Raw genomic sequence first — 24,688 nt, 5'->3', positions numbered from 1 at the left:
GATTGATGCGCCGGTGAGCCAGATCGTCGTCAAACGCCCGCCGAGGGCGCTTCCGCCGGAAGTGCCCGGTGAGGAACTCGTCCTGGAGTCTCCGCCGGAACTTCCGCGGGGTCAGCAGGAGTCGGCGTTGATGCAGCTTCTGCCGATGCTCGGCATGGGTTCCTCGGTGGTCTTCTTCTTCATGACGCCGTCGCCGATCATGCGGATCATGGGTGTGCTGATGCTGGCGTCGACGGTCGCGATGGCCGTCGCGCAGTTCGTCAGATTCCGTCGCGGTACGCAGGGGCAAATGGCCGATGTCCGCCGCGACTACCTCAAATACCTCGCGCAGACGCGGCGTACGGTCCGGCGCACGGCGCGCAAGCAGCGGGACGCGCAGCTGTATCTGCACCCCTCCCCCGAACAGCTGTGGTCGGTCGTGGCCGAGGGCTCGCGGGTGTGGGAGCGCCGGGTGGGCGACCACGACTTCGGGCAGGCGCGGATCGGGCTCGGGGCGCAGCAGTTGGCGACGGCGCTCGTGGCGCCGGACACGGCTCCGGTGGACGAGCTGGAGCCGCTGTGCGCGGGCGCGATGCAGCAGTTCCTCGCGGTGCACGGCACGTTGGACGGGCTGCCGATGGCGGTCTCGATGCGGGCGTTCTACCACGTGACGGTGTCGGGTGAGCCCGAGTCGGCGCAGGCCGCGGCGCGTGCTCTCGTGGCGCAGCTGGTGACGCTGCACTCCCCCGACGACCTGATGCTCGCGGTGGTCGCGGCGCGGGCTTCGCAGGAGCGGTGGGACTGGACGAAGTGGCTGCCGCACACGCAGGTGTCGGGACAGCCCAACAGTTACGACGGGGCCGGTACGAAGCGGCTGTTCGGTGACGACCTCGGCGAGCTGGAGAACCTGGTCCGGTCGAAGCTCGACGGGCGGCCCCGGTTCTCCCGGGACAACCAGCCGGTCCTGGACCAGCCGCACGTGGTCGTGGTCCTGGACGGGGGGATGGTGCCGCCGGACTCGCTGCTCGCGGCGGCCGAGGGCCTTCAGGGCGTGACGATCGTGGAGGTCGTCTCGGGCGAGCTCGACGAGCCGCGCGGTGGTCTTTCGGTGGTGGTACGGCCGGGGCGGCTGAGTCTGGAGTTCGGCGGCGGCTTCGCGTACGAGGGGCTGCCGGACGGCATCTCGCTGCCGGCGGCCGAGGCGCTGGCCCGGCAGCTGGCTCCGCTGCGGATGGGCGGCGGGGACGACGACGAGCCGCTGCTCGCCAATCTGGACTTCACGGACCTGCTGAACCTCGGGGACGCGGAGTCGGTGGACGTGGCGCGGACGTGGCGGCCGCGGACGGTCGCCGAGCGGCTCCGTGTGCCGATCGGTGTCGGCGAGGACGGCCAGCCGGTCATGCTGGACCTGAAGGAAGCCGCGCAGGAGGGCATGGGCCCGCACGGTCTGTGCGTGGGCGCGACGGGTTCCGGCAAGTCGGAGCTGCTGCGGACGCTCGTCCTCGGTCTCGCGGTGACGCACTCCTCGGAGACGCTGAACTTCGTCCTCGCGGACTTCAAGGGCGGTGCGACCTTCGCGGGCATGTCGCAGATGCCGCACGTGGCGGCGGTCATCACCAACCTGTCGGACGACCTGACGCTGGTCGACCGCATGGGCGACGCGATCCGCGGCGAGTTGCAGCGCCGTCAGGAGCTGCTGCGGTCGGCGGGCAACTACGCCAACATCCACGACTACGAGAAGGCGCGGGCGGCGGGTGCTCCGCTGGAGCCGCTGGCCTCGCTGGTCCTGGTGATCGACGAGTTCTCCGAACTCCTCACCGCCAAGCCGGACTTCATCGACATGTTCATCCAGATCGGCCGCATCGGCCGGTCGCTGGGCGTGCATCTGCTCCTCGCCTCGCAGCGCCTGGAGGAGGGCAAGCTGCGGGGCCTCGACACCTACCTCTCGTACCGGATCGGTCTGCGGACCTTCTCGGCGGCGGAGTCGCGGACGGCGATCGGTGTGCCGGACGCGTACCACCTGCCGTCGGTGCCCGGTTCGGGCTATCTGAAGTTCGGTACGGACGAGATGACCCGCTTCAAGGCGGCGTACGTCTCGGGCACGCACCGGTCGGGCGGGCCCCGCCTGGAGATCGGGCAGCTGCCGGTGGAGCGGCGGCCCGCGCTGTTCACGGCGTCGCCGGTGCCCGTGGTGTACGCGGCGCCGGACCCGGCCTACCTCAGGGCGCAGCGCGCCGAGGAGGACGACGCGCTCGCGGACACGGTCCTCGACGTGATCGTGCGCCGTCTGGAGGGTCAGGGCGTGCCGGCGCACCAGGTGTGGCTGCCGCCGCTCGACCAGGCGCCCTCGCTGGACCAGCTGCTGCCCGGGCTCGCGCAGACGGCGGACCGGGGGCTCACGGCGACGGAGTACACGCGGCAGGGCGGGCTCACGGTGCCGCTCGGGCTCATCGACAAGCCGTTCGAGCAGCGGCGTGAGGTGTTGTACCGGGACTTCTCCGGCGCGGCGGGTCACATGATGGTGGTCGGCGGTCCGCAGTCGGGCAAGTCGACGCTGATGCGGACGCTCGTCTCGTCGTTCGCGCTGACCCACACGCCGGCCGAGGTGCAGTTCTACTGCCTGGACTTCGGTGGTGGCGGCATGGTGTCGCTCGCCGACCTGCCGCACGTCGGCGGGGTGGCGTCCCGGCTCGACCCGGAGCGCGTGCGGCGGACGGTCGCGGAGGTGCTGGGCGTCCTCAACCGGCGCGAGGAGTTCTTCCGTTCGCACTCCATCGACTCGATGTCGACCTACCGGCGCAAGCGGGCCGCGGGCGAACTGCCGGGCGAGGCCTGGGGCGACGTCTTCCTGGTCGTGGACGGCTGGGGCACCTTCCGCAACGACTACGACACGCTGGAGCCGATCGTCTCCGACATCGCCGCGCGCGGTCTGGGCTACGGCATCCACGTGGTGATCACCGCCTCCCGGTACATGGAGGTGCGGGCGGCGCTCAAGGACCAGATGCTGGGCCGGCTCGAACTGCGGCTCGGTGACGTCATGGACTCCGAGTTCGACCGCAAGGTCGCGGCGAACGTGCCGACCGGGGTTCCGGGGCGCGGCCAGGTGGCGGAGAAGCTGCACTTCATGGGCGCGCTGCCGCGGATCGACGGGTCGAGTTCGAGTGCCGACCTCTCGGAGGGCACGGGGGCGTTCGTCCAGGCCGTGCGGGCGAGCTGGACCGGGGCTCCGGCCCCCGCGGTACGACTCCTGCCGCGCAGGCTGCCGGCGGAGCAGCTGCCGAAGGGCTTCGAGTACCCGCAGCACGGCATCGCGATCGGCATCGACGAGACGAACCTGGAGCCGGTGTTCGTCGACTTCGAGTCGGATCCGTTCCTCCTGGTCTTCGGTGAGAGCGAGTCCGGCAAGACGGGGCTGCTCCGGTTGATCGCCAAGCAGTTGTGCGAGCGGTACACGCCGGAGCAGGCGCGGATCGTGGTGGGCGACTACCGGCGGACGATGCTGGAGGCGGTCGCGCCCTCGCACCTCCTGGAGTACGCGCCGATGGCCTCGGCCATGCAGATGCACATGGACGCCATCAACACGGTGATGACGAAGCGGGCGCCCAAGCCGGACATCACACCGCAGCAGCTGCGCGACCGGAGCTGGTGGACCGGGCCGCAGCTGTTCGTGCTGATCGACGACTTCGAGCTGGTGGCCACCAATTCGGGCAACCCGCTGGCGGTGCTCGTCGAGAACCTGCCGTTCGCGCGGGACGTCGGCATCCGGTTCATCGTGGCGCGCAACCAGGCCGGTGCCTCACGGGCGATGTACGAGCCGTTCATGCAGCGCATGCGGGAGCTGGGCGCGCAGGGCGTGATCCTCTCCGGCGATCCGCAGGAGGGCGACATCCTGGGCAGCGTCCGGGCGCGGCCGATGCCTCCGGGCCGGGGCACGTTCGTCTCGCGCAAGCGGGGGGCGCCGCTGGTGCAGCTGGGCTGGCTGCCGGAACAGCACTGAGTGATTTCCCGCCGTTCGGGTGCGGCGGTCCCACTACTGTGGAGGGGACCGCCGTACCACCGCGAAGGGAAAGCGCCGATGACCGACGCACAGGCCCCCACCACCGACGACTCCCCGGTGAGCGCCGCCGACAGCGCCCGCGCCGCCGAGAAGCAGCGGCAGAAGGACGAGCTGTACGCGCTCGACATCTCCGGCGCCGAGTGGGAGGGCGCTCCGGGGACCGACCCGGACGAGGAGCGGGTGGAGATCGCGCGGCTGCCCGAGGGGGCGGTGGCGATGCGTTCGTCGCTCGACAAGGAGACGGTGCTGCGCTACACGAAGGCCGAGTGGGACGCGTTCGTCCTCGGCGCCAGGGACGGCGAGTTCGACCTGCGGTAGACCTGTCGCCAGACGCCGCGGCCCGGGCGGGACGTCGGCCACGGGGCCCAGGCGGTACGCGTGAGGGGGTGGCCCGTCGGAACGGGCCACCCCCTCACGTGCGTCCGCGGGATGTCACATGCGGAAGCGTGCGGCGTTGCCGCGGTCGGTGTCCTGGTAACCGGCGACCGACTCGTCGAGGAGCTGGGCGATGCGCGCCAGGTCCTGGTTCATGCCGGCCATGTCGCGGGTCAGGCGGTCCTGCGTCTCGCGGTACGCGATCTTGGCCTCACCCTCCCAGTTGTTGGCGACGCGGTTGACCTCGGCCATGAGGTCGTCCAGCTTCTGGGTGAGCGTGGTGGAGGTCAGGCGGGTGTCGGCCGCCGCCTGCGTCACGGTGTCGTAATTGACCGCAGTGGTCATGGTGTTGACTCCTGGAGTGAGAGTGGCGCGGAGGACTGGTGAGTGACTCAGACGCCGAGGATGGCGCTCTGGCCGCCGCCGCCCGCGCCGCCGCTTGCGTCCATCGTGCGGAAGGACCGCAGGCGGTCCTCCTCCTCACGCGAGAACCCGTCGGCGCTCATGCGCATCATCTCTTCGAGCTTGGAGAGCTCGGCGCGCATGCTGCGCAGACGCTGGTTCAGGTCGTTCTGGACCCGGTCGTACTCCTTGCTCGCAGCGCCCTGCCAGCCCGCCTGGACGCGGTCGACCACGCCATTGAGGTTGGTGATGCGGGACTGGAGCTCGTCGGAGAAGTCCTGGATCCGGCCTGCGAGCCGAACTTGTTCGGCACTGGTTACGTTCAGGTCTTTCGACATCTTGCCCCTTCTTCCTTCGGTGGCGTCGACGGCCGGGCCGTCGGGCCTTCCGCTCGTGATGCGGACGGGAATCTTCTGATGCCGCCCCCGTGCTGGGTTCGCACTGCCGTGCGCCCGACGGTCACTTTAGCCATTGACGGCGGCAGTTCCAACTGCAAAGGGGGGACCGGATACTTGGCCGGTGGGCAGTTCAACGAGCCCCCCTTCCGCGGCGGCTGTCGCGGATCACGATGGCGGTTCCGGCGACCACGGCCACCAGCACACCACCGATCCCCAACGCGTAGGTGGCGAGCCGTTCGGAGCGCTCCTGGGGAGTCTCCGACAGCGCCAGGCGGGCCGGCTCGGGTGCCGGCGGTTTGGGCGGGCCCGGATCGGGCGTGGGTGTGGACGGAGGCGTCCCCGGCGGCGCGTCGGCGAGCGCCTTGACCGGGTCGACCACCCCCCAACCGACGTAGCCGTCGCGGCCGTTGATGGAGCGGATGGCGGTCTGCTCGATCCGGGTGACGATCTGGGCGGCGGACCAGTCGGGGTACCTGGCCTTGAGCAGGGCGGCGACGCCCGCGACGTACGGGGCGGAGAAGCTCGTACCGTTGTCGACGCACTGACCGCCGCCGGGGACGGTGGAGACCATGTCGACGCCGGGGGCGGCGACGCCCACCATGGGGCCGGCCTGGGAGAAGGCGGCCCGTTCGTTGTTCCGGTCGGACGAGGCGACGGCCAGGACCCCGGGGAAGGCGGCCGGGTAGGTCTTCTTGAACTTGCCGTCCATGCCGTCGTTGCCTGCGGAGGCGACGACCACGATCTTCTTCTCGATCGCCTTGGCGATCGAGACGCCCATGGCCGAGTCGGTGTCGAGGCGCTGGGTGGTGTCCTGCGAGATGTTGATGACGTCCGCGCCCTTGGCGACGGCCCAGTCGATCGCCTTGGCCATCGTGTCGGCCTTGCCGCTGTTCTTCTCGTCGTTCTGGCGGATCGGGATGATCGTCGCCTCGGGTGCGAGGCCGACGAAGCCGGTGCCCTTGCCGGGGCGGGCCGCGATGATGCCGGCGACCTTGGTGCCGTGGCCGACGTCGTCGACGGTGCCGTCGGTCTTGCCGCGCTTCTCGTCGCCGAAGCCGGGGTTCTTCGGGTCGGGCTTGAGGAAGTCCTTGCCCGCCTTGGCGTCGACGGCCTCGCGCAGCTGCGGGTTGACGTCGTCGACCCCGGTGTCGATGACGGCGACCCTGACGCCCTTGCCCTTGGTGTGCTGCCAGAGCTCGTCGAGGAGGACCCGCTGGAGCGGCCAGGGGGTGCCCTCGATCTGCTTCTTCATGGGGAAGGTGCATTCGCCGCTGCCGTCGAGGGCCCAGGGCTCCGGTCCGGGCGCCCCCGCCGCCGCGGGCGCCGCGAGCAGGCCCGTCAGGGTGGCGGCGGTCAGCAGGGCGGCCGCCGTGCGGTACGTCGTCGTCACCGGTGCCACCCCCTAGGAACCCTGCGGCTGACGCGCGCTGTTGGTGTCGAGTCGCGGGCCCTTCGACAGGAACTCCGACCATTCGATCGGGACGAGGACCGGCATGACCTTCTCGTAGCCCAGACGCTTCTGGGCCTCGGAGGGTTCCGGGCGTTCGTCGGCCTGCTTCTCCTTGCCCCCGGTGCCGATCTCGGAGCGTGCGGCGTCGCTGTCGCCGTTGGCCTGGACGGCATAGCGCAGTCCGGTGTCGGTGACGAGGAAGAGGGAGCCGTCGGGCGTCTTCTGCTGGCCCTGGCCCTGGACCTGGGTGTAGAGCAGGCCGCTGCCCGGGGTGACGTACGTGCTGGTGCCGCCGGCCGTGATCTCGGCGGGGTACTTGGTGCCCGCCCAGGTGACGAGGGTCGTGTCGCCCTTCTCGTCGACGTCGGTGAGGACGCTGCAGACGGTGTCGCGGGCGCCCTCGCCGGTGGAGGAGTTGACCTGTTCGGACTTCTTCTGCGGCCAGTTCGCCGTGCCGTTGAAGACGGTCGGGTCCGGGACGAAGGACGAGGAGTCGACGGTGGCGGCCTTGCCGTCCATGTCGAGGACGCCGGTCTCCGGGGAGCTGATGAGGAGCCAGGCGGTGAAGGCGGAGACGGGCTGGACCTTGCCGGGCAGCACGACGTAGTGCTGGGGGCCGGAGCCGGTCTGGCCGAGGAGCACCATGCCGATCCGGCTCTCGACGCCGTTGAGGTCGGCGCCCGGGATGTCGGTGGCGGCGCCTACCGTGCCGCCGAGGCCCTTGAGGGTCGGGAAGTCGATCGTGTCGCCGGTCTTCAGGGTGGCGAGCCAGTCGTCGGTGACGGGCTGCGGCTCCTTGGTGAGGCCCTTGTCGAGGCCGACGAGGGCGGTGAGCAGTCCGGCCCGGTCGGCCTTCACCGGGTACTTGGTACCGGTGTGGTCGACGATGAACTGGGCGGCGCCCTTCTGGCCCTTGACGTACAGGATCTCCCCGTCGTCGAGCTTGTTCTTGTCCTCGGTGCGCTTGAGGTCGCGCGCCGCGAAGAGGAAGGTCGCCTTCTGGACGCTGGCGCCCTTGCCGCCGCCGGGCTGCTCGCAGACGGCCCAGCGCTTCTCCGTGCCCGCGTCGTCCGCGGCCGGCAGCCGGTCGGGGGCGTAGGGGATGCCGAGGATCGGGCCGCGCTGCTTGTCCTCGTCGAGCTTCTTGTCACTGACCTGCACGACCTGGAACTGGTCGGGGTTGAGCAGGAGCCGGGCGGAGGCGAGGTTGAGGACGGGGTGGAGGAGCGTCTTGGCGTCCTTGCCCTTGCCGGTCTCGAGGACGACGTACCGGGTCGTCGACTGCTTGCCGACGATCACCCGGGTGCCGGGGACGTCCCAGCCCTTGGGGGCCTGCGGGCTGAACATGCCCCAGGCGCCGAATCCGGCCATGACCAGCGCGCCGACGATGAGGCCGGGGATGATCGCGCGCAGCGGCCTCGGTGCCCCCTCCTCCGTACCGGAGGGCGAGGGTTGGAGGAATGCCGCCACCGTGCGCTTCTTCGCAAAGGTGTACGCGTTGAGCTCGTCCCGGCGCGATGCCATGAGTCCCCATTCTCGTCAGGCGCAGTCTTCGCGCGGGGTCCGGGGGAGGTGACACCCGGGCCCCGGCTGTCGGACCGGCCCCCTACTATGCCTGCTGTCCCGTGGTGTTCGTGGGGCGGGTAGGGTGATCCGGCCGCCAAAGCCCTGGCGGGCCAGGGCGATCGGGACGAATTGAGGGGGATTCTCCATCATGGCTTCCGCCACGCGGACGCGGCCCGGCGCGGCCACAGCTTCCGCACCCCCTTCCACGGGATCCGTTTCCTCGGTCTCACCGAGGCTCCAGGCACGTCCCGGACACTTCGGTTCGTTCCGATTGCAACAGCTCGTACTGATAGAGGTGGCGGCGGCGTTGCTCGCCGTCGCCTGGGTCGTGGACCAGCTGATGCTGGTGCCCGCGGGCGTGGTCGCCCTCGTGCTCGTCCTGCTGGCGCTCGTACGCCGGCACCGGCGGTCGCTGCCCGAGTGGCTCGGCACCTTCCTCGCGCTGCGCGCCCGGTCGCGCCGGGCGGCCTCCTTCACCATGCCGGAGGGCACGGAGCCGGGGCTCGCCCCGGTCGTGGAGTGCGACCCGGCGCTGCGGACGTACGCGTACAGCGACCGTGACCGGCGGCCGGTCGGGATGATCGGCGACGGCACGTTCCTGACCGCCGTGCTGCGGGTCGAGTCGGACGGCACGGCGCTGCGGCCGGACCGCGGGGCTCGACCGCTGCCCGTCGGGCTCGTGCGGGACGTCCTGAGCGTGGACGGCATCCGGCTGGAGTCGGCGCAGATCGTGCAGCACACGCAGCCCGCTCCCGCGCCGCATCTGCCGGCGCAGTCGATGGCCGCGCGCAACTACGGGCCGCTCCAGGCGCAGACGGGTTCGCCCGCGGTGCGGATCACCTGGATCGCGCTCAAGCTCGACCCCGAGCTGTGCCCGGAGGCGGTCGCCGCGCGCGGCGGCGGCATGACGGGCGCGCAGAAGTGCGTGGTGCGGGCGGCGGACCAGCTGGCGAGCCGCCTCGCGGGCGCCGGATTCCGGGCGAGCGTGCTGACCGAGCAGGAGCTGACCTCGGCGATCGCGACCTCGACGTGTGCGAGCCCGATGGCGATCGCGCAGGCGGGCCGCGGGCAGGCGCAGGCGCGGCGGACGCAGGAGACCGCGCGGACCTGGCGGGTCGACGACCGGCGCCACACGACGTACTGGGTGGGGCGCTGGCCCCAGTTGGGCGGTCCCGGCGGCAGCGCGGGCGCCTCGATGCCGCAGCTGGTGGCCCTGCTGACCTCGCTGCCCGCACTCGCGACGACGTTCAGCCTGACGCTCAGCGGCGGGGACCGGCAGGAGGTGACGGTGACCGGACACGTACGGATCACCGGGCGCAGCGACGAGGAACTGGTCGCCGCGCGGCACGAACTGGAGCGCGCGGCGCGCGGGGTGCGGACGGGCCTGGTGCGGCTCGACCGGGAACAGGTGCCGGGCATGCTCGCGACGCTGCCGCTGGGGGGTGCGCGCTGATGTCCCACGCCTCCCCTTTCGGTACGCCGTCGGGCTCCGGTGCGCCGTCTTCCCGCCGTGGCTCCCGCTCCTCGCGCGCTTCCGGGCGTACGGGGCGGGACGCGCGGCCCCGGTTCGGTTTCGGGCTCGTCGGGCCGCGCCGCGACCGGCACTCCGTACCCCTCGACCAGCTCGACGCGCTGGCCCTGCCCGTCGGGGACGACGGCGTGGTGATCGGCGTGGACGCCGAGAGCCGGCCGGCCGTGCTCGGCATCAACCGGCCCGTCCCGTACGACGTCACGCTCATCGGCGGTCTGTGGACCGCCCAGGTGCTCGCGCTGCGCGCGGCCGCCACCGGCGCACGCGTGGCCGTCGAGACGGGCCGCGCCCAGGCGTGGACCCCGCTCGCGCAGGCGGCGGGCGGCGGTCAGCCGTGCATCTCGCTGCACGACGTGGGCCGGGTGCCGCCGCAAGGCGCCTCGGCGGGCAGCCCGGTGGTGGTGGTGCGCGACTGCGGCATGCGGCCGCCGCGCGGCCGTGTCGTGTCGGCGCCCTGGCAGTCGGTCGTGACGCTGCTCCCGTACCTGAGCCCGGTCGCGCCCCGCCTGCTGGAGAAGTCCTCGCTGGTCGGCGTCCAGCGGGTCTCCCCGGACGAGGCCACGCAGATCGGCCGCATCATGGGCCTCCCGCGCCACGAGTACGAGGCGCTGTCGACGCTCGCGGACGGGGTGACCCTCTGGTGCACCCCGGGCGACCGGCAGTTCGTGATGACTCAGGCGACGGACGCCGAGACCGGATTGTTGGGCGGCGCGCGCAGAATGGACTGAGCGGCACGAAGTCGTTCAAGTACGTCCGCTTTTGCATGGATTTGAACGGTCAGGGTTCTCACTCTGCGGCGCGGCCGGGTCACTTGGGGGGCTTGACCCGGTCGGAACGGCGGTCGCGGAGCGGCTGCCGGGCCTGCCCGCGGGATGCCGCGCCGATTAGGCTGGAAGAGCCCCGCCCACAACGGCACAAGGGTGCTCGACCACACCAGGAGGCAAAGTGAACGGCGATCGCGACGAGATCCACGGGGGTTGGAATCCACCCGCCGACGATCAGTCCGACGCGGATCCCGCCGAGATGACGGGTGAGTTCACCATCGACTACACCCCGCCCGCCTGGTACACGCAGAACGCGTCGGGCGGTGCGGCGGGCGGTGCCACTCCCCCGCCGCCGAGCGGGGCGCCGGTCTCGGTGCCCGGGCTCCCGGCGGGTAGCGGCTACGAGCCCGGCTGGGGCGGCGCGCAGCAGCCGGTGGCGCCGGTGAGCCCTGCGGCTCCGGTGGCCCCGGTGGCCCCGGCAGCACCCGTCGCTCCGGTGGCCCCGGTGTCGCCTGTCATGGGTGCGCCGGAGATGCCTGCCGTGGTGCCGCCCGCGCCTCTGCCCGTACCCACGCCCACGCCTCTGCCTCTGCCTCTGCCGATTCCCGCGCCCGCGCCCGAGACGGCCGCGCCGGCGAGCGCCGGGGCCGGTGAGCCGTTCGGCGGCGGCGACGTGGAGAGCGGCGCGACCATGCGGTTCTCTCCCGGCTCGCTCAAGCGCGAGATGGCGGAGCGCTCGGCCGCGGCCAAGGCCGCGCGGGTCGAGGCCGCCGGCGGGGAAGCCTCCGGTACGGACGGTGCCGAGGCCCCGGGAACCGCCGAGGCCGACGCCTCCGCCGGTACGACGGCGGCCGACGCGGACGCGGCGCTGGACGCGACGAGCTCGGACGACGTGGTGACGGCCGCGCCCGACGCCGACGGTGGGACGACGGACACCCCGTCGGCCCCCGCGGCGGACGCGGAGACCGACACCGATGCTGCTGCCGATGCTGTTGCCGACGCGGACAGCGGTACGGAGCGCGGCGTCGTCGCCGCGCCGGCAGCGGACTCCGAGGCCGGCGACGCCACGGCTCCGGGAGCCTTCCCGGGCGCCGCGCCCCAGCCCGACGCCGCTCCGGCGCCCTTCCCCGGCGCCGCGCAGCCGGACTTCGCCCCCGCGGCTCCGGGACCGCTCCCGGGCGCCGTACCCCAGGCCCACGCCACGGCTCCGGGAGCCTTCCCCGGTGCCGCGCCCCAGGCCGACCCGGCCCCCGGGGCCTATCCGCCCGCCGCCCCGCAGGGCGGGGCCGGTCTGCCGCCGTTGCCGCCGTCGTTCCAGCCGGCCGCGCCCGCGCCCGCTCAGCAGTGGCCCGCGCAGCCGGTTCCGGGTGCCCAGCCGGCGCCCCAGGCCGCGCCGCTGCCGCCCACCGCCGAGTGGCCCGGCGCGCCCGGGCCCGCCGCTCCCGCTCCCGTACCGCCGCAGGCTCCCGTGGCGCCGCAGGCTCCGGGCGCGTACGGATATCCGCAGCCCGGCGCCGTACCCCCGCAGGCCCCCCAGGGCGGCTACGGCTTCCCGCACCCCGGCACTCCCCCGCAGCCGCCGCAGGACGGTTACGGCTACCCGCAGCCTCCGCAGGGCGGTTACGGCTACCCGCAGCAGCAGCCCGGCGGTGTTCCGCCGCAGGCGCAGGCCGCCGGTGCGGCACCGGGGTACGGCTACCCGCACCCCGGTGCCGTACCGCCGCAGGAGGCGCAGCCGCCCGTCGACCCGCGGACCGGGGCCGCCTGGCCCTCGCCCGTGATGCACGATCAGCGCGAGCGGTCCGTGCCGGGCGCCCCCCTCGGCTACAACGCGGCCGTGGAGCTGTCCTCCGACCGGCTGCTTCGGAACAACAAGCAGAAGCCGAAGTCGAGCCGTAACCCCAGCGGCGCGGCCGCCCGCTTCAAGCTCGGCGGCAAGAAGGAGGAGGCGGAGCGGCAGCGGAAGCTGGAGCTGATCCGTACGCCCGTCCTCTCCTGCTACCGGATCGCGGTCATCTCGCTCAAGGGCGGCGTCGGCAAGACCACGACGACGACCGCGCTCGGCGCGACCCTGGCGACCGAGCGGCAGGACAAGATCCTGGCGATCGACGCCAACCCTGACGCCGGCACCCTCGGCCGCCGCGTGCGGCGCGAGACCGGGGCGACCATCCGCGACCTGGTGCAGGCGATCCCGTACCTGAACTCGTACATGGACATCCGCCGGTTCACCTCGCAGGCGCCGTCCGGTCTGGAGATCCTCGCCAACGACGTGGACCCGGCCGTCTCGACGACGTTCAACGACGAGGACTACCGGCGCGCGATCGACGTCCTCGGCAAGCAGTACCCGATCATCCTCACGGACTCGGGTACGGGTCTGCTGTACAGCGCCATGCGGGGCGTGCTCGACCTCGCCGATCAGCTGATCATCATCTCCACGCCCTCCGTGGACGGCGCGTCCAGCGCGTCGACGACGCTGGACTGGCTCTCCGCGCACGGTTACGCGGACCTGGTGCAGCGCTCGATCACGGTCATCTCGGGTGTCCGCGAGACCGGCAAGATGATCAAGGTCGAGGACATCGTGCAGCACTTCCAGACCCGCTGCCGCGGTGTCGTGGTCGTGCCCTTCGACGAGCACCTGTCGGCGGGCGCCGAGGTGGACCTCGACATGATGCGGCCGAAGACGCGCGAGGCGTACTTCCACCTGTCGGCGATGGTGGCCGAGGACTTCGTCCGCGCGCAGCAGGTGCAGGGGCTGTGGACCGGCGACGGCCAGGGCGGGCTGCCTCCGCACATGGCCCCGCCGATGCCGGGCCAGCCGATGCCCGAGCAGTACGCGCCGGGGCAGCCCGCGCCCGGTCAGTACGCACCCGGCCAGCCGATGCCAGGACAGCCCGTGCCCGGACAGTTCCCGCCCGGCCAGCCGGCGCCGGGGCAGCCCGCACCTGGACAGTACGCACCCGGGCAGCCGATGCCGGGTCAGGCCGCGCCGGGGCAGTACGCGCCCGGGCAGCCCGCGCCGGGTCAGCCGTACGCGCCCCAGGCGCCGCAGCCCGGGCAGCCGTACCCGGCGCAGCCGCAGCAGCCGTACCCCCCGCAGGCGTACCCCCAGCCGGGTCAGCCGATGCCGGGTCAGCCGATGCCCGGGCAGTACGCGCCGGGCCAGTACGCGCCGGGGCAGCCGGCACCCGGTCAGCCGTACCCGGCCCAGGCGCCGCAGCCCTATCCCCAGCAGCCCGGACAGCCGGGGCAGCCGGGGCAGCCGGGGCAGGCAGGCCAGACGGGTCAGGCCGGCGTGCCGCAGGCCTGGCAGCAGCAGCCGCCGTCGCAGGATCCGTCGCAGCCCCAGGCCGGCCAGCCGCTGCCCCCGCAGGCCGACCCCCAGGGGCCTCCGCAGGCTCCGCCAGCCCCTCAGCAGTAAGGCGTCACAGGCTTAGACCAATGAGGCTCCGTATCGGCCGTCCGATACGGAGCCTCTTGGCATTCCCGCAGTCCACAAGGGGTTTGAGGCATCGTTGACGCGGTCGGCCCCCGCTGATAGACCTTCGCTTCACCAGTTGGCGCCCCCAAGATCCACGACACGAGGTCACGTCCTATGGTCATGGTCACGAAGGTCCCTTCCCGTCCGGCCGCCCCCCGAAGACTCCTCCGGCTGTTTCTCGCCACGGGCGTCGCCGCCACCGCGCTCGCGGCCGTCCCCCAGGCCGCACAGGCCGACGACGGTGACGACAAGAGCGGCGGCACCACCCTCACGGTGGCCGTCTCGCAGAGCATCGACTCGCTGAGCCCGTTCCTCGCCCAGAAGCTCACCTCGACCAGCATCCACCGGTTGGCCTACGAGTACCTCACCAACTACGACGCCAAGGACGCCCGGACGATCCCCGGCCTGGCGACCGCGTGGACGCCCTCGGCGGACAAGCTGACGTGGACGTACACGATCCGCGAGGACTCCAAGTGGTCCGACGGGAAGCAGGCCACCGCCGAGGACGCGGCATGGACCTTCAACAAGATGATGACGGACCCGAACGCCGCCACCGCGAACGGCAGCTTCACGGCCAACTTCAAGAAGGTGACCGCCACCGACCCGAAGACGCTCGTCATCGAGCTCAAGAAGCCACAGGCGACGATGACGGCGCTCGACGTGCCGATCGTGCCGAAACACGTCTGGGAGAAGGTCGGCGACTTCTCGAAGTTCAACAACGACCAGCAGTTCCCGATCGTCGGCAACGGCCCCTTCGTCATCACCGACTACAAGGTCGACCAGTACATCAAGCTCAAGCCGAACAAGACGTTCTGGCGGGGCGCACCCCAGTTCGACGAGCTGGTGTTCAAGTACTACAAGGACGGTGACGCCGCCGTCGCCGCGCTCCAGAAGGGCGAGGTGTCCTTCGTACCGAATCTGACGCCCGCCCAGGCGGCGGCGCTGAAGACGCAGAAGGACATCAAGGTGAACGACGCGCCCGGCCGGCGCTTCTTCGCCATCGCCACGAACCCCGGCGCCCGCTCCCAGGACGGCAAGACGTTCGGCAACGGCCACAAGGCGCTGCTCGACCCGGAGGTGCGCAAGGCGCTCTTCCTCGCGGTCGACCGGACGACCATCGTCGACAAGGTCTTCCAGGGACACGCCGTCGAGGGCGAGGGGTACATCCCGCCGCGCTTCGGCTCGTACTTCTGGAAGCCGGAGGCCGCGCAGAAGCGGGCGTACGACCCGGCCGGGGCGGAGAAGGTCCTCGACGCCGCCGGGTACAAGAAGAACGCCGACGGCAAGCGGGTCGGCAAGGACGGCAAGGCGCTGGACTTCCGCATCCTCTGTCACGCCACCGACCCGAACGACAAGGCGATCGGCAAGTACCTCCAGGAGTGGTGGGGCAAGCTCGGCATCGGGCTGAAGGTCGAATGCCTGGACAGCGTCTCCGACCCGTGGGTCAAGGGCGACTACGACCTCGCCTTCGACGGCTGGTCGGTCAACCCCGACCCGGACTACGTCCTGTCGATCCACACCTGCGGCACGCTGCCGGCGACGCCGAAGGACAGCGGCGCCACCGACAACTTCATCTGCGACAAGGAGTTCGACACGCTCTACGCGCAGCAGGCGGTGGAGTACGACGCCGCCAAGCGGGCGGATCTGGTCAAGCGGATGCAGTCCCGGCTGTACGACACGGGGTACATGAACATCATGGCCTACCCGAACGCCCTGGAGGCGTACCGCACGGACCAGATCAAGTCCATCACGACCATGCCGGAAGCCGCCGGCAACCTGTGGGGACAGGACGGCTACTGGAGCTGGTGGTCGGCCGTGCCCACCGCCTCGGCCTCCGCGTCCGGCGACTCGGACGACAGCTCGTCCACCGGAGTGATCCTCGGCATCGGGGCGGCCGCGATCGTCATCGTCGGAGTGGGCGTCTGGGCCGCCCGGCGCCGCCGCACCACCGCCGACGACCGCGAGTAGTCCGTGACGACGGCAAGCACCCCCGCCGACGTGGCGCGGGCCGAGAAGGCCCGCGCCACGGACGGCGCACCCCGCACCGGTTCCTCCCTCGGCTATCTCCGCCACGCGGCGGGGAAGCTGGGCGGCGCGCTCGTCTCGCTGCTCGCCGTGCTGGTCACCAGCTTCTTCCTCTTCCGGATCATCCCCGGTGACCCGGTGAAGGCGATGACCCACGGCGTGCCCACCACGGCCGAGCAACTGGCCACGCTCCGCCGCGAGTTCGGCCTCGACCTGCCGCTCTGGCAGCAGTTCACCGACTACTGCGCCAAGGCGCTGAGCGGCGATCTCGGCACCTCGTTCCAGTTCCGCGCCCCCGTCGGGGAGCTGATCGCGGAGAAGCTCCCCGCGACACTGCTGCTCACCGGGATCGCCGTGGTGATCTACTCGGCGCTCGGGCTCTGGCTCGGCACCCGCTCGGCCTGGCGCCACGGCGGTCTCGGCGACAAGCTGAACACCGGGATCGCGCTGACCCTGTGGTCGGTGCCGTCGTTCTGGCTCGGGCTGCTGCTCATCATCGTGTTCTCGGTCGGCATCGGGCCGATCCCGGGGCTCTTCCCGACCGGCGGCATGGAGTCGGGGACCGGCGAGACCGGCTTCGCGTACGTCCTCGACGTCGCCCATCACCTGGTCCTGCCCGTCGTCACGCTCGTGGCCGTCGGCTACGCGCAGACACTGCTCGTGATGCGCTCCTCGCTCCTCGACGAGATGGGCGGCGACTACCTGACGACGGCACGGGCGAAGGGGCTGCGCGACGACGTCGTACGGCGCCGGCACGCCGTGCCGAACGCGCTGCTCCCGACCGTCACCATGATCTTCATCAACCTGGGCCATGTGGCGGCCGGTTCGATCCTGGTGGAGACGGTGTTCTCCTGGCCGGGCCTCGGCGGTCTCTTCTACCAGGCGCTCAGCGTGCCCGACCTGCCGCTCGTCCAGGGCCTGTTCGTGGTCTTCGCCGGGGCGATGATCGTCATGAACCTGATCGCCGACCTGCTCTATCCGCTGCTCGATCCCCGGGTGGGCCGATGACGACCGCGAAGAAGACCGAGACGACGGCCGAGACGACCGGCGAAACGACCGGCGAAACGACTGCCGGGACGAGGGCCGCGAAGACCCCCTCCACCGCGACGTCGCTGGTGTGGCAGCGCCGCAGGGCCTCCGTGGCCCGCTTCTGGAAGCAGTACCGCACCCACCGCGCCGGGCTGTACGGCCTCGCCGGGCTCGCCCTCATCGCGCTGCTCGCCCTCACCGCCCCGCTGACCGTCGGCGCGGACGTCCAGTCGGTCACCCAGGCGCCCGGCACGGCGCTGGAGTCGCCGAGCGCCGAATTCCCGCTCGGCACCGACCAGTTCGGACGCTCGCTGCTCGGGCTGCTGATCTGGGGAGCCCGGATCTCGCTGCTCGTGGGGCTGCTCGCGGCGGCCCTCTCGGTCGCCATCGGCACCCTCGTCGGGATCGTCGCCGGACACTACGGCGGCTGGTTCTCGACCGTCGTCATGCGGATCACCGACTGGTTCCTGGTGATGCCGACCCTGGTCCTCGCGATCGTGCTCGCCACCGTCATGTCCCGGTCGATGTGGACGGTGGTCCTGGCGATCGGCGTGACCTCCTGGCCGACGACGGCCCGTCTCGTGCGGGCGCAGACGATCGCGGTCGAGTCCCGCCCGTACATCGAGCGGGCGACCGCGCTCGGCGGCGGCCACCGGCACGTCATGGGCCGGCACGTCCTGCCGAACGTGATGCCGCTGGTGCTCGCCCAGACGACGCTCGGCATCTCGACGGCCATCCTCACCGAGGCGACCCTCGCCTTCCTCGGGCTCGGCGACCCGACGGTGGTCTCCTGGGGCGGGATGCTCCAGGACGCCCGGGAGGCGGGCGCGGTCTCCTCCGGTCACTGGTGGTACCTGGCCCCGCCCGGCATCGCGATCGCGCTGGTCGCGCTCGCGTTCACCCTCTGCGGCCGGGCCGTCGAGGCGGTTCTCAACCCGAAGCTGGGGGTGGGGCGTTGAGCCTGCTCGAGATCAAGGACCTGCGGGTGACGTACGGCTCGGGGGCCGCCGCCGTGCCCGCCGTCCGCGGGGTCGACCTGACCCTGGAGGCGGGGAGCAAACTGGGCGTGGCGGGCGAGTCCGGCTGCGGCAAGTCGACGCTCGCGCTCGCGCTGCTGCGACTGCTCCCGGCCTCGGCGCGGATCGAGGGCGAGGTCCTCCTCGACGGCGAGGACGTCCTCGCCATGTCGTGGGGACGGCTGCGTGCCGTGCGCTGGGCGGGCGCGTCGATCGTCTTCCAGGGTGCGATGCACTCGCTCAACGCGGTGCACCGGATCGGGGACCAGATCGCCGAGCCGCTGCTCGTGCACGGCAGGTCGACCCCGGCGGCGGCCCGCAGACGCGTGGGCGAGCTGCTCGAACACGTCGGGCTGCCCGCCGCCCGCGCGGCCGCCTACCCGCACGAGCTGTCCGGCGGCCAGCGGCAGCGCGTGATGATCGCGATGGCGCTCGCCTGCGACCCCCGGCTGATCGTCGCGGACGAGCCGACGACCGCGCTCGACGTGATGATCCAGGCGCAGATCCTGCGGCTGATCGAGGGACTCGTCGCCGAGCAGTCCATCAGCCTCCTGATGATCAGCCACGACCTGGCCGTCCTCGCCGACACCTGCGACCGGCTGGCCGTGATGTACGCGGGGCGGGTCGTCGAGGAGGGTCCGGCGCGGGCGGTGTACGAGGCCGCCGTGCACCCGTACGGGCGGGCGCTGTCCTCGGCGTTCCCCCGGATCGGTGATCCCGCCTCCCGGCGGGCCCCGCGCGGCCTGCCGGGCGACCCGCCGGACCCGGCGGACCTGCCGGGCGGCTGCGCCTTCCATCCGCGCTGCGCGGTGGCCGTGGACGCCTGCGCGGCCGAGGACCAGGAACTGCGGGAGGCGGGCGCCGGGCGCCGGGCCGCCTGCGTACACGTGGGGAGTACGTCATGAGCACCGTCGCGAGCGCCGTCCCGGGCACGGATGCCCCCACGGCGCCCCTGCTCGCGGCCCGCGGGCTGCACGTCGTCTTCCCGGGGCGGCGGGGCGCCCCGCCCGCCCGCGCGGTGGACGGCGTGGACCTGGACGTCGGCGCCGGCGAGATCGTCGCGCTCGTCGGCGAGTCGGGGTGCGGCAAGACGACGCTGGCCCGCACGCTCCTGGGCCTGGTGCGGCCCACGTCGGGCACGGTCTCCTTCGACGGGAAGCCGCTCGCGTACTCCTCCGGGGCCCTCAAGGCCTACCGGAAACGGGCACAACTCGTCCTCCAGGACCCGAGCGGTTCACTGAACCCCCGGCACACGGTGTACGACGCGGTGGCGGAAGGGCTGCGGATCCACGGGTACGCGGGGGACGAGCGGGAGGCGGTCGCCGGGGCCCTCGCACGGGCCGGGCTCCGGCCGCCGGAGCGCTTCTTCCTGCGCTATCCGCACGAGCTGTCCGGCGGCCAGCGGCAGCGCGTGGTCATCGCGGGCGCGCTCGTCCTGGAACCCGAACTGATCGTCGCCGACGAGCCGGTGGCGTCGCTCGACGCGTCCGTACGGGGCGAGATCCTGGCGCTGTTGCTGCGCCTGCGGGACGAACTCGGGCTCTCGGCCCTGGTGGTGACGCACGACCTGGGACTCGCGTGGAACATCGCGGACCGGGTGGCGGTGATGTACCTGGGCCGGGTCGTGGAGACGGGCCCTGTGGAGTCCGTACTGACTGCTCCACAACATCCGTACACGCGCGCGCTGTTGTCGGTGCTGCCCGAATCCGGGGGTGCTCCGGTCGTGCTGACCGGCGAGCCGCCGGACCCGTCCCGCATCCCGTCCGGCTGCCGCTTCCACGCCCGCTGCCAGGTCCTCGCCTCGGGGGCGGCCGCCCCGGTCGCGGACCGCTGCCGGGGTGAGAGCCTGCCGGTCCTCGACGGCGGCGGGGCCCGGGCGGTGGCGTGCCACTGGGTGGCACGGGAGACGACGGACTGAGCCCGCCGCGGCCGGGACGGCCGGGCGGGCTCAACAAGCGAACCGAGGGAGCGAACTCAGAGCCCGGGCTTCACCTCGGGCTTCGCCGCCGCACTCGTGGGCGACTGGGGCCGCCCCGCGGGCTTCACCGCCGCGTCCGCGGGAACCTCGGGCTTCGCCGGGGTCACTTCGGCCTTCGCCGGAGCCACCTCGGGCTTCGCCGGAGCCACCTCGGGCTTCGCCGGGGTGGCGCCGGGCTCGGCGGCCGTGGCCGCCGGGTCCGCCGTCCCTCCCGTCGGCGCCGCCTTCGGCAGGACCTCGCAGGAGCTGATCGACGTCCGGGTGGAGACCGACTTCACCGTGCAGGTGTCCTTGCCGACACCGGCGTCCACCGACCCCCAGTGCTCTCCGACGGTGAGGACCGCGCCGGCGGGTCCGCTGATCGTGTCGTCACCGGGCCCTGCCTGGATGAGCCCGCCGGACTCGGGGCCGAGGGCCTCCGCCTCGATGACGTCGGCCTCGCTGCCGCCGAGGACGCGGCCGGAGAAGTCGATGGTGCCGACCTTGATGGTGTCGGCGCCGTCGTTGCCGGTGACGATGCCACCGCCGCGGTTGAACTTGCCGGGCGCGCCGGTGACCGAGCCGGTGGTGATCTTGTCGTCGCCGTCGTCGCCGTGGACGACGGCACCGTGCGCCGCCCCGTCGCCGGAGACGGTGGCGACCTTGATGACGTCGTTGCCGCGGTTGCCGCGGACCATGCTGGAGGCGTTCTGGGGCACCAGGTGCTTGGCGCGGATGACGTCGTCGCCCTCGCCGCCCATCACGGCCGAGTCGATGACGAGGCCGCGCACCTCGATCATGTCGTTTCCTCCGCCGCCCCACACGGTGACGTTCTCCAGGTCGCTGTCGCAGAAGATGTGGTCGTCGCCGCTGGTGCCGCTGACGATGTCGCCGGGGGGCGCCGCGACGTCGTTCACCCAGCACTGGTGCATGGGCACGCGGACGCCCTGCGGGGCGGACGCCTGGGCGGGCGCGCCGGCGAGCGAGGCGGCGGCCGCTCCGGCGAGCAGCGCGGTGAGCGCGGCCGGGCCGCGCAGGGGCCTGCGACGGTTCCGGTGGCGGTCTCCGTGGCGGGAGGGTGGCGTGCTGGACATACTGCTCTCCTCTGCTACGAACGGGGGACGCTGGGCGGGGTCAGGCGACGGTGCGGGCGGGCTGGAGCGGCGGCGAGTAGCCCACGATGCGGCGGTTGCCGAGGCCCGGATCGACGGTGGGCGAGGAGTTCACCCACCGGCCGAGGCACATCTCGGCGGTGATGCCCGGCCCGAAGCCGGCGAGGATGCCGCGCGCGCCCTCGGGCTGGCCGCCCTCCTCGAAGAGCCGGCGGACGGCGTCCAGGACGACGGCGCTCGCGATGTTCCCGTACTCCGTGAGGGTCGCGCGGCTGAACCGGAAGGCTTCCGGGGGCACTTCGAGGAAGCGGCTGAGGTCGTCGAGGATGCGCGGTCCGCCCGCGTGGATGATGTAGAAGTCGAGGTCTCCGGCGTCCCAGCCGTGCGCTCCCGCGGTCTCGCGGAGCGCCGGGGCCAGCGGCTCCATCGTCGTGGGCACCCGCTTGTCGAGCAGGAAGTGGAAGCCGGTGGCGCGGACGCTGTAGGCGATCCAGTCCTCGGTGTCGGGCACGAGGTAGGAGTTGTTGCGCTCCAGGGCGATGCCGGTGCCGCCCTGACCGCGGACCACGGCGGCGGCGACGGCGTCGCCGAACAGGCCGTTGGAGAGCAGTGATCCGACACCGAGGTCGGTGGGCTGGTAGCAGAGCGAGCAGAACTCGCAGGCCACGATGAGGACATTGGCCTCGGGGTACGCCGTGCAGAAGTCGTGCGCCCGGTTGACCGCCGCTCCGCCCGCCGCGCAGCCGAGCTGGGCGATGGGCACCTGGCGGGTGTGGCTGGGGAAGCCCATGGTGTTGATCATCCAGGCGGTCAGCGAGGGCATCATGAAGCCCGTGCACGACACGTAGACGATCATGTCGATGTCCGCCGGGCGCAGGGCCGCGTTCTTCAGGGCCTCCTCGACGACCGCCGGCACCCGGGCCTTCGCCTCGGCCTCGTACCGGATGTTGCGTTCCTCGAAGCCGGGGTGCTTCAGCGTCTCCTCGATGGGCTGCACGATATGCCGCCGGGTCACCCCCGTGTTGCCGATCAGCCGGAGGGCCAGGGGCAGTTGGGGATGGCCGGCATGGTGCGTTCGGGCGAGGTCGAGCGTCTCCTCCATCGTGATCACGTGCTCGGGCACGGACACAGCGGGCTTGCACAAGGTCACCACGACACTCGCTCCTTCGTCTCGTTCGCGTGAACTGCCGCCCACACTCACCCGGTGATCGCCGGCCCGCAACCGCGAGCGCGACGAACCGCTCACGGAGAGTGATATGTGCGGCGTCCGGGCGTGCTCCGTTCAGGCGGCTGTCGGCGCTCGGTGTGTCGCGACCGTCCGCCGCCGGGAACACGCACCTCATGACCTCCGAACCCACGGCCGCACCGCGGCCCGCCCACACCTGGGCCGTCGAGGACCTCCCCGGCCTCGACTTCGACCCCCTGCTCACCGAGCTCCTCGACAAGGAGCCCGTGGCCCGTATCCGGCTGCCGTTCGCCGCGGAGAACGAGGCCTGGCTCGTGACGCGGTACGAGGACGTCCGCGCGGTGACGTCCGACCCCCGGTTCAGCCGGACGGCCCTGCTCGACCAGCAGGTCACCAAGATGACCGGCCACATGGTGGCCTCGAAGGCGGCGCTCAACTACGCCGATCCGCCGTACCACACGCAGCTGCGCAAGGCCGTGACCAAAGCCTTCACCGGGCAGAGCACCAAACGGCTCAGGCCGCTGGCGCAGGCGAGCACCGACCGGCTCCTCGACGCGATGGAGGAGGCGGGCCGCCCCGCCGACCTGATGAAGCACCTGCACGGCCCGCTGCCGATGGAGGTGGTGTGCGACCTGCTGGGCATCCCGGACGAGGACCGGGCGGAACTGGCCTCCTGGCCCGACCTCATCCTGTCCTCCGGGCCCGGGCCGGAGAACAGCCGCGCGGCCAAGGCCCAGATCCACGGCTACATCACCCGGCTGCTCGACCGGCGGCGCGCGGAGCCCTCCGACGATCTGGCGGGGGTGCTCGCGGAGTCGCTCGCGGAGGGGCACATCACCACCGACGAGGCCGTGTCGCTGGCCATGGCGATCCTGATCAGCGGCGCCCACGCCGTACGGAACAACAGCGCCAACATGGTCTACACGCTGCTCACCCGCCCGGAGCTGCTCGCCCGGCTGCGCGCCGAGCCGGAGCTGCTCCCGCAGGCCGTGGACGAACTGCTGCGTTGGATCCCGCACCGGAACGGCGTGGGGCTGCCGCGGATCGCCACGGAGGACGTCGAGGTCGGCGGGGTGCTGATCCGGGCGGGTGAGGCGGTCTACGCCTCCTACCTCGCCGCCAACCGGGACCCGGAGGCCTTCGACGACCCGCACACCCTCGACTTCGACCGCGAGGGCATCGGCCACGTCTCCTTCGGCCACGGCCCCCACCACTGCATGGGCGCGATGCTCACCCGCATGGAGTCCGAGGTGATGCTGTCGACGCTGCTGCGCCGCTATCCGGAGCTGCGGCTCGCGGGCCGCCCCGAGGACGTGGTGTGGCAGTCGAAGGGGCTGATCCGCGGCCCGAAGGAGCTCCTCGTCACCTGGTGAGCCCTCGCCTCGACCTAGGAGGCGGGGTTCTCCCCGTCGTACGTCTCCGTCAGCTCACGGCTCCGCTTCACGTCCGCCGCCATCGCGAGCAGCAGGTCGTCGAGGGTGTCGAACTTGAGCATGCCGCGCACGTACACCAGGAAGTCCACGGCCACGTGGAGCCCGTACAGGTCGAGGCCCTCGCGGTCGATCGCGTACGCCTCGACCGTCCGCTCCGTGCCGTCGAACTGCGGGTTCGTGCCGACGGAGATCGCCGCCGGCATGCGCTCGCCGGCGGCGGTCAGCCAGCCGGCGTAGACGCCGTCCGCCGGGATCGCCGTGTGCGGCAGGGTCTCGACGTTGGCCGTCGGGAAGCCGAGCTCGCGGCCGCGCTGCGCGCCGCGGACCACGATGCCCTCGACGCGGTGCGGGCGGCCGAGGATCTCGGCCGCGCCGGCCATGTCGCCCTCGGCGACGAGCCGGCGGGTGAGGGTGGAGGAGAACGGCTGACCGCCGCCGGCCGTGCCGCTGACGTACAGGTCGATGACCTCGACCTCGTAGTCGTACGTCTCGCCGAGCTCGGCGAGGAACGCGACGTTCCCGGCGGCGCGGTGGCCGAAGCGGAAGTTGGGGCCCTCGATGACGGCCCTGGCGTGCAGCTTGTCGACGAGCACCTTGACGATGAAGTCCGCCGGGGAGAGCTGGGAGAACTCGGCGGTGAACGGCAGCACCAGCACCGCGTCGACGCCGAGGCCCGCGATCAGGTCGGCGCGCCGGTGGTGAGGAGCGAGCAGCGGCGGGTGGCTGCCGGGCCGCACGACCTCGGAGGGGTGCGGGTCGAAGGTGACCACGACCGAGGGGACGCCGAGCTCCCGGGCGCGCTCGACGGCGCGCCCGATGATCAGCTGGTGCCCGCGGTGCACACCGTCGTAGGAGCCGATGGTGACGACGCTGCGCCCCCAGTCCTGGGGGATGTCCTCCAAGCCACGCCAGCGCTGCACTGTGACCGCT

General features: G+C 72.2%; 18 protein-coding genes. 11 read left to right on the top strand and 7 right to left on the bottom strand.

What is annotated here, in order from left to right; translation table 11 throughout:
• Positions 1-13 precede the first annotated feature (13 nt).
• Complete coding sequence (gene eccCa / locus ACFWWU_RS06010) at positions 14-3,976, top strand: type VII secretion protein EccCa (protein WP_384139520.1); 3,963 nt, start codon at positions 14-16, stop codon at positions 3,974-3,976.
• Between the two features lie 78 nt (positions 3,977-4,054).
• On the top strand, positions 4,055-4,354 hold the full coding sequence (locus ACFWWU_RS06005; protein WP_384139518.1) for a DUF397 domain-containing protein: 300 nt from the start codon (positions 4,055-4,057) through the stop codon (positions 4,352-4,354).
• A 114-nt stretch (positions 4,355-4,468) separates the two neighbouring features.
• Here ACFWWU_RS06005 and ACFWWU_RS06000 read toward each other — a convergent pair whose 3' ends face one another.
• The 4 genes from ACFWWU_RS06000 to eccB all read right to left on the bottom strand — a co-directional run bounded on the left by ACFWWU_RS06000 (position 4,469) and on the right by eccB (position 8,185).
• Positions 4,469-4,756: a WXG100 family type VII secretion target gene (locus tag ACFWWU_RS06000; protein WP_317599698.1), complete on the bottom strand. Its 288-nt coding sequence runs from the start codon at positions 4,754-4,756 to the stop codon at positions 4,469-4,471.
• A 47-nt stretch (positions 4,757-4,803) separates the two neighbouring features.
• A complete protein-coding gene (locus ACFWWU_RS05995; protein WP_317599696.1) occupies positions 4,804-5,151 on the bottom strand; it encodes a WXG100 family type VII secretion target in 348 nt (115 codons plus the stop codon).
• A gap of 190 nt (positions 5,152-5,341) precedes the next feature.
• Entirely contained in the window at positions 5,342-6,601 is a 1,260-nt protein-coding gene (gene mycP / locus ACFWWU_RS05990; RefSeq protein ID WP_384139515.1) for a type VII secretion-associated serine protease mycosin, read from the bottom strand.
• A 12-nt stretch (positions 6,602-6,613) separates the two neighbouring features.
• The gene (eccB, locus tag ACFWWU_RS05985) at positions 6,614-8,185 is read right to left on the bottom strand and encodes a type VII secretion protein EccB (RefSeq protein WP_384139513.1); all 1,572 of its coding nucleotides are present in this window, start codon (positions 8,183-8,185) and stop codon (positions 6,614-6,616) included.
• A 190-nt stretch (positions 8,186-8,375) separates the two neighbouring features.
• Between eccB and eccE the strand changes: the two genes are divergently transcribed.
• From eccE to ACFWWU_RS05945, 8 genes are all read left to right on the top strand, one after another.
• Positions 8,376-9,680, top strand: coding sequence for a type VII secretion protein EccE (gene eccE, locus ACFWWU_RS05980; RefSeq protein ID WP_384139510.1), 1,305 nt, complete (start codon positions 8,376-8,378; stop codon positions 9,678-9,680).
• Entirely contained in the window at positions 9,680-10,486 is an 807-nt protein-coding gene (locus ACFWWU_RS05975) for a hypothetical protein (RefSeq protein WP_384139507.1), read from the top strand. Before eccE ends, ACFWWU_RS05975 begins: the two co-directional genes overlap by 1 nt.
• Before the next feature lie 217 nt (positions 10,487-10,703).
• Entirely contained in the window at positions 10,704-13,940 is a 3,237-nt protein-coding gene (locus tag ACFWWU_RS05970; RefSeq protein WP_384139504.1) for an SCO5717 family growth-regulating ATPase, read from the top strand.
• Between the two features lie 180 nt (positions 13,941-14,120).
• Positions 14,121-15,968 (top strand): ABC transporter substrate-binding protein, encoded by a 1,848-nt coding sequence (locus ACFWWU_RS05965; RefSeq protein WP_384139501.1) that lies wholly within the window; start codon positions 14,121-14,123, stop codon positions 15,966-15,968.
• Positions 15,969-15,971: 3 nt separating this feature from the next.
• Entirely contained in the window at positions 15,972-17,033 is a 1,062-nt protein-coding gene (locus tag ACFWWU_RS05960) for an ABC transporter permease (RefSeq protein WP_384139498.1), read from the top strand.
• Complete coding sequence (locus tag ACFWWU_RS05955; RefSeq protein ID WP_384139495.1) at positions 17,030-18,013, top strand: ABC transporter permease; 984 nt, start codon at positions 17,030-17,032, stop codon at positions 18,011-18,013. Before ACFWWU_RS05960 ends, ACFWWU_RS05955 begins: the two co-directional genes overlap by 4 nt.
• Positions 18,010-18,975, top strand: a complete 966-nt coding sequence (locus ACFWWU_RS05950) for an ABC transporter ATP-binding protein (RefSeq protein ID WP_384139493.1) — start codon at positions 18,010-18,012, stop codon at positions 18,973-18,975. The genes ACFWWU_RS05955 and ACFWWU_RS05950 overlap by 4 nt, the downstream gene beginning before the upstream one ends.
• Positions 18,972-19,988: an ABC transporter ATP-binding protein gene (locus ACFWWU_RS05945; RefSeq protein ID WP_384139491.1), complete on the top strand. Its 1,017-nt coding sequence runs from the start codon at positions 18,972-18,974 to the stop codon at positions 19,986-19,988. The genes ACFWWU_RS05950 and ACFWWU_RS05945 overlap by 4 nt, the downstream gene beginning before the upstream one ends.
• 56 nt (positions 19,989-20,044) lie before the next feature.
• Here the strand turns inward: ACFWWU_RS05945 and ACFWWU_RS05940 are convergent, their stop codons facing one another.
• The gene (locus ACFWWU_RS05940; RefSeq protein WP_384139488.1) at positions 20,045-21,121 is read right to left on the bottom strand and encodes a hypothetical protein; all 1,077 of its coding nucleotides are present in this window, start codon (positions 21,119-21,121) and stop codon (positions 20,045-20,047) included.
• Positions 21,122-21,161: 40 nt separating this feature from the next.
• Positions 21,162-22,292: a type III polyketide synthase gene (locus tag ACFWWU_RS05935; RefSeq protein WP_384139485.1), complete on the bottom strand. Its 1,131-nt coding sequence runs from the start codon at positions 22,290-22,292 to the stop codon at positions 21,162-21,164.
• A 188-nt stretch (positions 22,293-22,480) separates the two neighbouring features.
• On the opposite strand from ACFWWU_RS05935, the gene ACFWWU_RS05930 reads away from it, so the two are divergent.
• Positions 22,481-23,698 (top strand): cytochrome P450, encoded by a 1,218-nt coding sequence (locus ACFWWU_RS05930; RefSeq protein WP_384139482.1) that lies wholly within the window; start codon positions 22,481-22,483, stop codon positions 23,696-23,698.
• A 14-nt stretch (positions 23,699-23,712) separates the two neighbouring features.
• On the opposite strand, the gene ACFWWU_RS05925 is transcribed toward ACFWWU_RS05930, so the two are convergent.
• The gene (locus tag ACFWWU_RS05925) at positions 23,713-24,678 is read right to left on the bottom strand and encodes a bifunctional riboflavin kinase/FAD synthetase (protein ID WP_384139479.1); all 966 of its coding nucleotides are present in this window, start codon (positions 24,676-24,678) and stop codon (positions 23,713-23,715) included.
• Between the last annotated feature and the right edge of the window lie 10 nt (positions 24,679-24,688).

The organism is Streptomyces sp. NPDC058650, from assembly GCF_042717315.1.
Classification (GTDB): Bacteria; Actinomycetota; Actinomycetes; order Streptomycetales; family Streptomycetaceae; genus Streptomyces.
This window is presented reverse-complemented; position numbering and strand designations above follow the sequence as displayed.